General features: G+C 70.5%; 15 protein-coding genes. 8 read left to right on the top strand and 7 right to left on the bottom strand.

Features of this window, described 5'->3' with window-relative positions:
* Window positions 1–23: 23 nt before the first annotated feature.
* From trpC to ABEU20_RS03850, 3 genes are all read right to left on the bottom strand, one after another.
* Window positions 24–833, bottom strand: a complete 810-nt coding sequence (gene trpC, locus ABEU20_RS03860; RefSeq protein ID WP_420163043.1) for an indole-3-glycerol phosphate synthase TrpC — start codon at window positions 831–833, stop codon at window positions 24–26.
* A 77-nt stretch (window positions 834–910) separates the two neighbouring features.
* Window positions 911–1,648 carry a TIGR02234 family membrane protein gene (locus tag ABEU20_RS03855; protein ID WP_420163042.1) on the bottom strand — a complete coding sequence of 246 codons (738 nt, stop codon included), beginning with the start codon at window positions 1,646–1,648 and terminating at the stop codon, window positions 911–913.
* Window positions 1,641–3,242: an anthranilate synthase component I gene (locus ABEU20_RS03850; RefSeq protein ID WP_420163041.1), complete on the bottom strand. Its 1,602-nt coding sequence runs from the start codon at window positions 3,240–3,242 to the stop codon at window positions 1,641–1,643. Before ABEU20_RS03850 ends, ABEU20_RS03855 begins: the two co-directional genes overlap by 8 nt.
* Window positions 3,243–3,300: 58 nt before the next feature.
* On the opposite strand from ABEU20_RS03850, the gene ABEU20_RS03845 reads away from it, so the two are divergent.
* The gene (locus tag ABEU20_RS03845; RefSeq protein WP_420163040.1) at window positions 3,301–3,759 is read left to right on the top strand and encodes a peroxiredoxin; all 459 of its coding nucleotides are present in this window, start codon (window positions 3,301–3,303) and stop codon (window positions 3,757–3,759) included.
* Between the two features lie 6 nt (window positions 3,760–3,765).
* Here ABEU20_RS03845 and ABEU20_RS03840 read toward each other — a convergent pair whose 3' ends face one another.
* Entirely contained in the window at window positions 3,766–4,533 is a 768-nt protein-coding gene (locus tag ABEU20_RS03840) for a dioxygenase family protein (protein WP_420163143.1), read from the bottom strand.
* Window positions 4,534–4,692: 159 nt separating this feature from the next.
* Between ABEU20_RS03840 and ABEU20_RS03835 the strand changes: the two genes are divergently transcribed.
* From ABEU20_RS03835 to ABEU20_RS03825, 3 genes are read left to right on the top strand one after another with little or no spacing between them, the layout of a single operon-like run.
* Complete coding sequence (locus ABEU20_RS03835; RefSeq protein ID WP_420163039.1) at window positions 4,693–5,187, top strand: MarR family winged helix-turn-helix transcriptional regulator; 495 nt, start codon at window positions 4,693–4,695, stop codon at window positions 5,185–5,187.
* Window positions 5,188–5,198: 11 nt separating this feature from the next.
* Entirely contained in the window at window positions 5,199–5,720 is a 522-nt protein-coding gene (locus tag ABEU20_RS03830; protein WP_420163038.1) for a hypothetical protein, read from the top strand.
* A complete protein-coding gene (locus tag ABEU20_RS03825; RefSeq protein WP_420163037.1) occupies window positions 5,657–5,875 on the top strand; it encodes a helix-turn-helix domain-containing protein in 219 nt (72 codons plus the stop codon). The genes ABEU20_RS03830 and ABEU20_RS03825 overlap by 64 nt, the downstream gene beginning before the upstream one ends.
* 329 nt (window positions 5,876–6,204) lie before the next feature.
* Here ABEU20_RS03825 and ABEU20_RS03820 read toward each other — a convergent pair whose 3' ends face one another.
* Complete coding sequence (locus tag ABEU20_RS03820; RefSeq protein WP_420163036.1) at window positions 6,205–6,384, bottom strand: tautomerase family protein; 180 nt, start codon at window positions 6,382–6,384, stop codon at window positions 6,205–6,207.
* Between the two features lie 109 nt (window positions 6,385–6,493).
* Here ABEU20_RS03820 and ABEU20_RS03815 point away from each other — a divergent pair, with 109 nt between their 5' ends.
* Window positions 6,494–7,561 (top strand): NAD-dependent epimerase/dehydratase family protein, encoded by a 1,068-nt coding sequence (locus tag ABEU20_RS03815; protein ID WP_420163035.1) that lies wholly within the window; start codon window positions 6,494–6,496, stop codon window positions 7,559–7,561.
* A gap of 41 nt (window positions 7,562–7,602) precedes the next feature.
* On the opposite strand, the gene ABEU20_RS03810 is transcribed toward ABEU20_RS03815, so the two are convergent.
* Window positions 7,603–8,037 carry a hypothetical protein gene (locus ABEU20_RS03810; protein ID WP_420163034.1) on the bottom strand — a complete coding sequence of 145 codons (435 nt, stop codon included), beginning with the start codon at window positions 8,035–8,037 and terminating at the stop codon, window positions 7,603–7,605.
* A gap of 43 nt (window positions 8,038–8,080) precedes the next feature.
* Entirely contained in the window at window positions 8,081–8,569 is a 489-nt protein-coding gene (locus ABEU20_RS03805; protein WP_420163033.1) for a DUF6098 family protein, read from the bottom strand.
* Between the two features lie 207 nt (window positions 8,570–8,776).
* On the opposite strand from ABEU20_RS03805, the gene ABEU20_RS03800 reads away from it, so the two are divergent.
* From ABEU20_RS03800 to ABEU20_RS03790, 3 genes are read left to right on the top strand one after another with little or no spacing between them, the layout of a single operon-like run.
* A complete protein-coding gene (locus ABEU20_RS03800) occupies window positions 8,777–9,250 on the top strand; it encodes an SRPBCC family protein (RefSeq protein ID WP_420163032.1) in 474 nt (157 codons plus the stop codon).
* A gap of 4 nt (window positions 9,251–9,254) precedes the next feature.
* On the top strand, window positions 9,255–10,859 hold the full coding sequence (locus ABEU20_RS03795) for a phytoene desaturase family protein (protein WP_420163031.1): 1,605 nt from the start codon (window positions 9,255–9,257) through the stop codon (window positions 10,857–10,859).
* On the top strand, window positions 10,835–11,929 hold the full coding sequence (locus ABEU20_RS03790) for an NAD-dependent epimerase/dehydratase family protein (protein ID WP_420163030.1): 1,095 nt from the start codon (window positions 10,835–10,837) through the stop codon (window positions 11,927–11,929). The genes ABEU20_RS03795 and ABEU20_RS03790 overlap by 25 nt, the downstream gene beginning before the upstream one ends.

Below are 11,929 nucleotides of genomic sequence, written 5' to 3'. Positions count from 1 at the left end.
CGGGTCCACCGGGAAGCGTGGCGTCAGCGCGAGGGCTTGGGGCACGACGGGTGCGCACCCGCCGTCACCAGATCCGACACGGCGGCGCGGGGATCGCCGCTGGTGACCAAGCCTTCGCCGACCAGGACCGCGTCGGCGCCCGCACCGGCGTACGCCAGCAGGTCCGCGGTGCCGCGGACACCGGACTCGGCGATCTTGACGAGGTCGGTGGGCAGGCCGGGGGCGATCCGCCCGAACGTGTCCATGTCGACCTCGAGGGTCTTGAGGTTGCGGGCGTTGATACCGATGACGCTGGCGCCGGCTTCGAGGGCGCGGTCGGCCTCCTGCTCGGTGTGCACCTCGACGAGCGCGGTCATGCCGAGCGACTCGGTCCGATCGAGCAGCGACGCGAGCACGTGCTGGTCGAGCGCCGCCACGATCAGCAGGATGACGTCCGCGCCGTGCGCGCGGGCCTCGTGGATCTGGTACGGCCCGACGATGAAGTCCTTGCGCAGCACCGGGATGCTCACGGCCCTGCGCACCGAGTCCAGATCCGCGAGCGAGCCGTGGAACCGTCGCTCCTCGGTGAGCACGCTGATCATCCGCGCGCCGCCCGCCTCGTACGCTGCAGCCAGCACCGCGGGATCCGGAATGTCCGCGAGGGCGCCCTTCGACGGGCTGGCGCGCTTCACCTCGGCGATGACGCCGATGCCGGGTGCGCGCAGCGCTGCGGCCGCGTCGAGCGCCGGCGGGGCGGCAGCGGCCGCGGCCTTCACGGCAGCGAGATCGAGAACGGCTTCACGGGCGGCGACGTCGGCGCGCACTCCGTCGAGAATCGAGTCGAGAACGGTCATCGTGGCCCGAGTCCTTTCCGGCATGTCAACCGATGTGAGGAAACTCATCGGTTCTTGACTCAGCCTAGAGGTCGCAGTTATTCGGACTCCGGGCGGGTACCCGGCGCCCCGGTGTCCTTGGTCACATCCCGCGCCGGAGGGTTCGACTCACCTGCAGCAGAGTCCCCGTCGACCCGGTCGGCGGTCGGATCCTCACCGGCGTCGAGCGCATCCCAGAGCATGCGCTGGGTCGGCGGCTCGCTCTCCACATCGGACGCGCCGCGCTTGGCGGTGGCCTCGCGGCGCGCCGCAGGGCTGTCGTACTTCGACGAGAGTCCTCCCGTCGCAGTAGGTTTCCGGATCAGCACGAACGCGGCGACCAGCGCGACCACCGAACCGAGCAGCACGAGCAACGCGGGCGCCGTGGCCACCTCCGTCGCGGTGACGCGCGTCGCGACCCGTTCGAATCCTGCGATGTCGGAGGCCTTCTCGTCGGAGGCCCCGTTCGCGAGCAGCCCGATGGCCGGGATCGCGGCGACCACCGCCACGACGGCGACGAGCAACCCGACCACCCGCAGCAGCCACCCCCGCACCGCGAAGGCGGCCGCGATGGCGGCGACCAGCGCGAGAGCGAGAGGCGTCGTGGCGGCGGCCCATGTTCCACCGTCGAGTTCGGTGACGCGTTCCTCGCCGAGGCCGTCCGCCGACGTCACGGTGACCCAGGTCATCCGGGACGACGCCCACAGACACAGCGCCGCCACGGCGAGCAGCAGTGCCGCCACCCCGGTCGCACGCCTGCCTCGCGAAGCCGCACCCGCGGTCTTCTTCTCACTCAACGTCGTTCACCTCCGAAGCGGTCCCGAACGGCCGCAGCGTCTGCGCGGCGGCGACGGCACTGAGCGCCGACATCGCCTTGTTCCGGGCCTCCGTGTCCTCGTAGACGGGATCGGAATCGGCGACGACGCCGGCGCCCGCCTGCACGTACGCCGTGCCGTCCTTGATCAGCGCCGTGCGGATCGCGATCGCGGTGTCCGCGTCGCCCGCGAAATCGAGGTAGCCGACGATGCCGCCGTAGATGCCGCGGCGCGTCGGCTCGAGCTCGTCGATCAGTTCCATGGCGCGAACCTTGGGCGCACCGGACAGCGTCCCGGCCGGGAAACAGGCGGTGACCGCGTCGAGCGCGTGCCTGCCCTCGGCCAGCCGTCCCGTCACCGTCGAGACGAGGTGCATCACGTGGCTGTACCGCTCGATGTGCCGGTAGTCGTGGACCTTGACGGTTCCCGGCTCGCACACCCGCCCCAGGTCGTTGCGGCCGAGGTCGACGAGCATCAGGTGCTCGGAATTCTCCTTCTCGTCCGCGAGGAGATCCTTCTCGAGCAGGATGTCGTCCTCCTCGGTGGCGCCGCGCCACCGGGTGCCCGCGATCGGGTGCGTCGTCGCGACGCCTTCCTTGACCGTGACGAGCGCCTCGGGGCTCGAGCCGACGATCGAGAACGCCGTGTCGCCGTCCGGGCCGGGCACCTGGACCAGATACATGTACGGGCTCGGGTTCGAGGCGCGCAGCATCCGGTAGACGTCGATCGGCTCTGCCGTGCAGTCCATCTCGAAACGCTGCGAGAGCACCACCTGGAACGCCTCGCCGGCCTCGATCTCGCCGATCAACCGGCGCACGTCCGCGCCGAAGCTCTCGGTGGTCCGCTGACGGCGGTACACGGGTTCCGGCCGCGCGAAGGTGGACACGGTCGACGGAGCGGGCGCCGCCAGCGCATCGGTCATCCGGTCCAGACGCGCGAGGGCGTCGTCGTACGCCTCGTCGACCCGCTCGTCGGAGCCGTCCCAGTTGACCGCGTTGGCGATGAGCGTGATCGCGCCCTCGTGGTGATCGACCGCCGCGAGGTCGGTGGCGAGCAACATCACCATCTCGGGGATCTGCAGGTCGTCCACCGCGTGGTCGGGAAGCCGCTCGAGCCGGCGGACTGCGTCGTAGCCGAGGAATCCGACCATGCCACCGGTCAGCGGCGGCAGGTCGGGTAGGCGCTCACTGCGCAGCAGCTCGAGGGTGCGGCCGAGCGCCACCAGCGGATCGCCACCGGACGGGGCGCCGGCCGGGGCACTGCCGAACCACGCGGCCTCGCCGTCGCGGACGGTGAGGGCGGCGGCGCTGCCCGCGCCGATGAACGACCACCGCGACCAGGACCGCCCGTTCTCGGCCGATTCCAGCAGGAACGTACCGGGTCGGCTACCGGCCAGCTTGGTGTAGGCGGACAGCGGGGTCTCGGCGTCCGCCAGCACCTTTCGGATGACGGGGACCACACGATGTTCGGCCGCCAGCGCCCGGAACTGCTCGCGGGTGGTGGTCGAATCGTGCCGTGGCCCCCGGCCCGGAACGGCCGAGGGAGCTGCTGGGATGGTGGTGGACTCGCCGCGCATGCACCCATCATCCCAGGAACACCGATCGCGGCCTCGGTCGCGGGTAGCGTCGGCGCCCATGAAGCCCGGTGAGCGCGCGCCCGAATTCGATCTTCCCGACCAGGACGGCACCCGTCACACGCTGACGTCGCTGCTCGCAGGCGGACCACTCGTGCTGTTCTTCTACCCCGCGGCCTCCACCCCGGTGTGCACGGCGGAGGCGTGCCATTTCCGGGATCTGGCGCACGAGTTCGCGGAAGCCGGGGCGTCCGTGGCGGGGATCAGCCGTGACGGCGTCGAGAAGCAGTCGAGCTTCGCCCGGGCGCAGTCGTTCGACTACCCGCTACTGGCCGACGTCGACGGCACCGTCGCCGAGCAGTTCGGCGTCAAGCGCGGCCTGCTCGGCATGATCACCCCGGTCAAGCGGAGCACCTTCGTCATCGACACCGACCGCACGGTCCTCGAGGTGATCTCGAGCGAACTGCGTGCCAACCTGCACGCCGACCGTGCCCTCGAGTTCGTGCGCAGCCGCGCCTGATCCGCGTCAGGCCACCTGGATCGAACGCTTGGCCAGTCCCATCCAGAAGCCGTCGATCACCTGATCGGCGATCTGCTCCGGGTTGCTCGACGCCCCGAGCGTGACGAACAGCGGCGCGAAGTGCTCGATCGTCGGATGCGCGTAGGGCATGCCGGGCGCCTGCGCACGGAAGTCGATCAGCGCGTCGACGTCGCCGGCCGCCAGGCGTTCCGCCGTCCAGGCGTCGAACTCCGCCGACCAACCGGGGGCGACCGCGTCGGGCGACGGGTCGCGCAGGAACGGCAGCCCGTGCGTCGCGAAGCCCGATCCGACGATCAGCACGCCCTGTTCGCGCAGCGGTTGCAGGCGCCGCCCGAGGTCGAGCAGGCGTACGGGATCGAGGGTCGGCATCGACATCTGCAGCACCGGGATGTCTGCGTCGGGGTACATGACGGTGAGCGGCACGTATGCGCCGTGGTCGAGCCCGCGGTTCGGCTGGTGGTGGACCGGTTCGCCGTCCGGCATGAGGGCGGCCACCTGCCGGGCCAGGTCGGGAGCGCCCGGCGATCGGTACGTGACCTCGTAGAAGCGCCGCGGGAAGCCACCGAAGTCGTAGACGAGCGGCGTCCCGGTCTCGGTGGCGCCGATCGTGAGCGGTGCGGACTCCCAGTGCGCGGAGACGACGAGGATCGCCGTCGGGCGCGGCAGATTCGCGGACCACCGGGCCAGCTCGGCGACCCACTGCGCGCTGTCCACCAGCGGGGGTGCGCCGTGACTGAGGAAGATGGCCGGCATGTCGCTCACAGGAACTCCTTTGTTGAAGCTTCAAGTTAACATGTGAGTCAACCGCCACGTACCGACATCTGTTCCCCGCACCGAGGCACCGGCTGCGCGGATTTGGCACGCTGGCACCCGAACATCGATTTCGACTTTCAGCGATCGGAGAACGACCCGATGGGCGTGCAGCACCACACCGACACCCCCTGGCTCACCGGAGCGCAGCAGGAGGCCTGGCGGACGCTCGTCTCGCTGGTGACACGGCTGCCCGCAGCACTCGACACCCAGTTGCAGCGCGACTCCGAACTGACCCATTTCGAGTACTTCGTGCTCGCGGTGCTCTCGGAGGCGCCCGGCCGGCGCCTGCGACTGTCCGAGCTCGCATGTCAGGCGAACGCGTCGCTGTCGCGCCTGTCGCACGTCGTCACGCGCCTCGAGAAGCGCGGCTGGGCGAGGCGCGAGACCGTCGCGGGAACCCGCGGGGCGTTCGCGGTCCTCACCGACGACGGTTACGACAAGGTCGTCGAGGCCGCACCCGGTCACGTGGCCACCGTCCAGGCGCTGGTGTTCGAGGGCCTCGACGACACGCAGGTAGCGCAACTGTCGACGCTGGGCAAGGCACTCGTCGAGCAGCTCGACAAGGGCATCGCCGCGGGCACCGGTAAGGCGTAGAGCGGATCCTCGTGACTGCCATGGCTCCGGTGCCACCGCGCAAACCCCCGCCGTGGGACGGCAGGCTGACGTTGACGCCCGGCGCGGTTCTCTATCGAGGCGTCGGCGGCGACTCGGGTCTCCACGCGCACCACGCCGTGCAGGTGATGGTCTCCCTGGACGAGCCGTTCGGGCCACGGGGTCGCGGGCTCGGCCTCGCCGCGGATCGGGCCCGCGGCGGGGAGTTCGAGGACGCGATGGAACGCATCGCGATCGATCACGCCGACGACTCGGACGCCGTGCGCACCATCGACACCCTGGTTCGCGCCATCGCCCCGGACGGGCCGCCGCGTCCGGCCCGCCTGTCGGAACCGGTGCTGTCGGCACTGCGGCAGCTGGAGAGCGAGCCCGGGTCGCGGGCCACGCTGGGGCACGCCGCTGCGGCGGCCCACATCTCCCCCTCGCGGCTGACCCACCTGTTCACCGCGAAGTGGGTATCCCCTTCCGCCGCTACGCGTTGTGGATCCGTCTGCGCACAGTCGGTGAGCGAGTAGCGTTCGGCGACAACCTCACTCAGGCCACGGTGGCAGCCGGATTCAGCGACTCGTCGCACCTGAGCCGGGTGTTCAGGACCAATTTCGGACTGAGTCCGTCGGCGCTGCTGGGAATGACGGTCCGCCGCGACGCGTGTCCGGAGAGCGCGTCCTGATCCCATCGACGACCGGTGGGTCGATCTCGAGGGGGTCATTCTCGATGCCGACTACCTGAACGGGCTCCGCAACACCGTGGCGCCGGAGGGCCCGTTCCCCGGATACGGCGCGGGTACCGAGGACATCGGCGATCCGCCGGTGGCGTGGACCGGCACGGATACTGCGATCCAGAAGACCGGAGTCAACGGCGACTTCGGTACGTACGACGATCCGGACGCCTTCTACGCACACCACGGAACCAACCTCACCGGATTACGGAACCTCTTGTTCCAGAAAGTGATCCGGCACGCGATGAATCGGAAGGTCGCCGCGATCCGCGGCTGCGGGGTCAGCCCAGAGGTTCGCCGCCGACGCCCCAGTGCTCCCGCGGAACCTCGGTGATGGTCACCCACACCGACGACGCGTTCTTTCCGGTCGCCTCGGCGTATGCCTTGGTGACCGCGGCGATCGTCTCGCGCTTCTGTTCGGCGGTCAGTCCGGGCGTCTGGCTGATCTGGATCAACGGCATGACGCCATTGTCGCCGCCGCCTGTCGCCCTCCGATCGCCGGGGCGGCGATGACGCAGCGGCCCCGGAGTCCACGGTTATCGTGCGTCGGCCCGGGGTACCCGCTCTCGCATGGGAACCGACAGCAAACTGCGCGTCGTCGTCATCGGCGCCACAGGCAACGTGGGTACGAGCGTGGTCGAGGCGCTCGGGGAGGAATCGGCGATCGGAGAGATCGTCGGCGCCGCCCGGCGCCCGACCGACCTGGTCCGACCGAAAACCCGCTTCGTGGTCGCCGACACCACCACCGACGATCTCCGCACCATCGTGCGGGGCGCCGACGTCGTCGTCCATCTGGCGTGGTTGTTCCAGCCGACCCACCGACCCGAGGTCACCTGGGACAACAACGTTCTCGGTGCGATCCGCCTCTTCGAAGCGGTCGCGGCCGAGCAGGTACCGGCACTGGTCTACACGTCGTCGCTGGCCGCCTACTCCCCCGGTCCGTCGGATCGGGCAGTCTCGGAGGAATGGCCCACCCACGGGTGGCCCGGCGCCGCCTACCCGCGCGAGAAGGCCTACCTCGAACGGTGGCTCGACGCGTTCGAACTCCGCCACCCCGACACCCGGGTGGTCCGTATGCGACCGTGCTTCCTGTTCAAGCGGCGGTCGGCGACCGAACAGCGCCGACTGTTCGCCGGGCCCCTCGTTCCCGGCAGCCTCGTTCGCCGCGGTCTGATCCCCGCAGTCCCCATGGCCGACGGGCTGATCGCGCAGGTGCTGCACACGAGCGACGCCGCCGCCGCGATCGTGCAGGCAGTACTTCGACCGGTACAGGGCGCGTTCAACCTCGCGACCACGCCGGCGATCGACGGCCGGTATCTCGCGGAACTTCTCGGGGCCCGCCCGATTCCGATTCCGCGCCGCGCGCTGCGGCTCGCGACGTCGGCCGCGTGGCATCTCCGGGTGCTTCCCGCCTCTCCAGGGTTGCTCGACACCGTCCTCGCGCTACCACTGCTGGACAGCACTCGGGCCGAGACCGAACTCGACTGGCGACCCCGGTTCACCCCGCGGGAGACCCTCGAGACCTTGCTCGGCGGACTCCGGTCCGGGGCGGGGCTACCGACAGCGCCGTTGGCCGGGGATTCCGTCTCGCGCCGGCTGCACGAACTGTCGACGGGTACCGGTCAGCGCGACGACTGAGACCTGCGCGCCGACCGGAACCCGCGGGCGGTGGCCGGGCGTCACGGGCAGGCCGGTGTGACGATGTCGTAGATCCGCTCGGCCTGATCCTGCGACGGCTCGGTGCCCTTGTTGGCCGCCAGCACCCGGATCTTGTCGGTCACCTGCTCTTCGCTCACCCCGTTGGCGAGGTCGTTGCACGAGGTGATGACGATGTTCTCGATGCTGTCGTCGTCGCGGTCCTCCGAGAGATCCGAGTAGCCGGTTCGGAACGCGACCACGAATGCGTCGAGCTTGGCCTGGTCGACGGTCCCCAGCTGTTCGGTCGATGTGACCGATGTGGGGCTCGCTTCGCCGGTCTCGGTTTCCGTGGTCGCCGGCATCTCCATCGACGTCTGCATCGTCGTGTCGGTGCTGTCGTCCTTGTCGTCGCCGCACGCCGCGAGCGTGAGCACGGCGCCGGCACCTACCAGGGCAGTGGCGATGATCTTCCTCATTCGATTTCCCTTCCTTGTCGGGGACCGGACGGGGGCCGGATCCCTACTGCTCGGCTCGGGTGGACGGGACGAACTGCTGCTCGTACAGGCGGGCCGCCTCCTCGAGTACCGAGCGATGGATCCGCGCCAACGGACGGAAGTGCGCCACGAGTGGCTCCAGGTCCAGGCTGTGACCGATGACGGTGCCGGTCAGCAACCAGGGGAAACGATCGGGCTGCCGTTCGTCGCGGGTCCGTTCGTCGGGCGATTGCTCGCCGAGACCGCAACAGCGGTGGAGGCGCCGGGCGATCCAGCCCTCGGCGGTGCCGGGCCACCACGGCTCGGGAGACAAGGGCGTCACGACCAGGCCCGGCATGTCGATCCCGGATTCCCGGTCGACACTCCGACAGTCGGCGCCGTCGCGGTCCGGGCCGGCCGAGTAGCGCAGGAAGATGCCGTGGGTCGACGCCGTCAGGGCGACCAGTTCGGCCAGAGTGGTGATCGAGACCAGCGGCGGACTCGACGGCTCCCGACCCGAAACCGCACCGGTCACGGCGCCACCCTCCGAACCCTCGTCTCGCACGAACTTCTCGACCGTTCGCCCCGTCTCGACGACGACGATCACGGTTCGTATACCCGGACCGGCGCCCGCCCAACCATCCTCCGGCCGTCGTCGGGCCGGGCAGGTTTCACTTCCGGGCGACTCGGGAATACACCGTCAGTTGCATCCGCTCCGGAGACGCACGTCCGAGAGGCAGACATGAGATTCGAGGCCCATTGGGAAACAACAGCTTCTCCGTCCCAGGTGTGGGACGTCCTCGCCGACGGCTGGCGCTACCCGGGCTGGGTGGTCGGGGCGTCGCGCATGCGTGCCGTGGACCCCGAATGGCCCGCGCCGGGCACCCGCATCCATCATTCGGTCGGTTTGTGGCCGTTCCTGATCGACGACCACACCGAGGTCCTCGAGGCCGATCCTGGGAAAGCACTCACGTTGATCGCCCGCGCGAAGGGTTTCGGCCGAGCGCGGATCGAGATACAGGTGCGTCCCGACGGCGTGGGCAGCGTGATCGAGATGGGCGAGCATCTCGCCTCGCCTCCCATGTCGTGGTTCCCGCAGAGCGTGGTCGAACTGGCCGCGGTGCCCCGCAATCGGGAGTGCATCCGGCGCCTGGCGCTCCTCGCGGAGAGTCCCTCCCATCCGGGCGACGGTTCGACCGCGCCGACACTCGGGTGATCGGATGACCGAACGAGCAGACGCAATCGTCGTGGGCGCCGGACCCAACGGGCTGGTGGCGGCGATCACGCTCGCCGACCGCGGATGGGACGTGCTGGTGCTCGAGGCCGAGCCGACCCCCGGGGGTGCCGTTCGATCCGGCGACCTCCATCCCGGCTACCGCTACGACCGTTTCAGTGCGTTCTATCCCCTCAGCGCGGTGTCACCCGCATTCGAGTCACTCGATCTGGAGACCCACGGACTGTCCTGGAGCAGGGCACCGATCTCGGTGGCGCACCCGCTGGACGCGGCGGACGAGGACGCCCCCGCCGTCCACCCGGACCCCGCCGCCACGGCGGCCGCTCTGGAGCGATTCCACAGCGGCGACGGCGAGCGGTGGCTCGAGCTGTACCGGATGTGGGAACGGATTCGCGAGCCCCTGCTGGGCACCCTGTTCGGCCCGTTCCCGCCGCTCCGAGGACCGATGAAGCTGCTGCGCGAACTCGGTTCCGCTGAGGCCCTGCGGATCGCCCGGTTCCTCCTGCTGCCGGCGAACCGGATGGGTCAGGAACTGTTCGCCGGCGAGGCGGCCAAGGTTCTGCTGCTGGGCAACGCCCTGCACGCCGACGTGCCACCCGACGCACCGATCAGCGGCGCGATGGGCTTCCTTCTGGGCATGCTCGCCCAGGACGTCGGCTTCCCGGTCCCGGTCGGCGGCGCGGGCGCGCTCACCGACGCCCTGGTCCGGCGACTGGAGGCAGCGGGTGGCCGGGTGGAGTGCAACAGCCGCGTCGAGGGTGTGACCGTCGAGGCGAACGCGGCCACCGGGGTCCGGTTGGCCGACGGTCGCACCGTCCGGGCCCGGCGCGCGGTCCTGGCGGACGTGTCCGCGCCCGCCCTCTACGAACAGCTGCTCCCCCGCGAGGTCGTCCCGGCCAACGTCCGGACCGCCCTCGAGCACTTCGAATGGGACACTCCCGTCGTCAAGGTGAACTACGCTCTGCGCGAGAAGATTCCGTGGCAGGCCGATACGGTCCGGCGGGCCGGCACCGTTCACGTGGGCGGTGACACGACGAAGCTCGCGAAGTGGCACACCCAACTGGCCGCCGGTGAACTCCCCGAACACCCGTTCCTTCTGGTGGGTCAGATGACGACCGCAGATCCGACCCGGTCCCCGGAGGGCACCGAGAGCGCCTGGGCGTACACGCATCTGCCGCGCGGCGTCGCCGACGACGCCAGCGCCGAGAAGATCGCCGAACGCACCGACGAACAGCTCGAACGCTTCGCCCCGGGCTTCGGGTCACGGGTGGTGGCGCGGACCGTCCAGCGGCCGTCCGACCTCGAACGCGCGGACGCGAACCTGGTCGACGGCGCCGTCAACGGCGGCACTGCGCAACTGCACCAGCAACTGGTGTTCCGGCCCGTCCCCGGCTCCTCCCGGCCCGAGACCCCAGTCGGAAAGTTGTTCCTCGCCAGCGCGTCCGCACACCCGGGTGGCGGCGTCCACGGCGTCTGCGGGCTCAACGCCGCCCGGGCCGCCCTTGCGCAGCACGGCCTCGGCGCCCCCGTCCGCCGAGGCCTCAACCGCGCGGTCGCCGAGGTCGTGTGGCGTTCGTCGAAGCGGAGGTGACGATGCGGATCGCGATCACCGGCGCCACCGGCAATCTCGGTACGGCGCTGCTGCGTGCCCTGTGGGAGGAAGGCGGCCACGAGATCGTCGGCATCGCGCGGCGGCGGCCACCGGACGAACCTCCCTACGCGGGGGCGTCCTGGCACACGGTGGACGTCGCGGCGCCGGACGCCGCCGAGCGGCTCAGGCTGCCGTTCGCGGGGGCCGACGCGGTGGTCCACCTCGCGTGGGGTTTCCAGCCGACCCATCGTCGCCGTTACCTGCACGCCACCGGGGTGAGCGGCACCCGCGCCGTACTCGACGCGGCCGCCGCGTGCGGCGTCGAGCATCTGGTGCACGTGTCCTCCTCGGCGGTCTATTCGGCGGGCGCGTACGGCCGCCCCGTGGACGAGTCGTGGCCCACCTCGGGGGTGCGCTCCTCCGTCTACAGTCAGGACAAGGTGGCGGCCGAGCACGCCATCCGCGGCCACGTGGATTCCGGCGCCGCCCCTTCCGTGACGGTGTTGCGGCCCGGGTTGATCGGGCAGTACCGCGCCGGAAATCAACTGCTGCACTACATGCTCCCGGATTGGATCCCGGCGCGGGCACTACGTTTCGCACCGCTGGTGCCCATCGATCGAAGCCTGTGCATCCCCGCGGTGCACGCCGCCGACGCTGCGGCAGCCGTCGCCGCTGCGATCCGGCAGCGACGGTCGCGGATCTACAACATCGCGTCCGACGTCCCGGCGACGAGCGCCGATCTGCTCGCCGGTCTCTCCGTCTCCGGCGTGCACGTTCCCGCCCGCGCGCTGCGCGAAGTCGCTGGGGCCACGTGGCGACTGCATGTGCAACCCGTCGACGGCGGATGGATCGACCTCGCGTATTCGACACCGCTGGTGGATGCCACCCGGGCGCGCGACGAGTTGGGGTGGACCGCGCACACCGACGGCCCCGAGGTCGTCCGCGAACTGGCGGAGGGGATGGTCGACCGGGCGGGTACCGGCAGCCCCGTTCTCGCGGATCGGTCGGTTCTCGAGCGGTTGACGGCGTCGCTCCGCCGGGGCCCCGTCGGGGTCCGGAAGCCGACGTGA

The organism is Rhodococcus parequi, assembly GCF_046042785.1.
Taxonomy (GTDB): Bacteria; Actinomycetota; Actinomycetes; order Mycobacteriales; family Mycobacteriaceae; genus Prescottella; species Prescottella parequi.
This window is presented reverse-complemented; position numbering and strand designations above follow the sequence as displayed.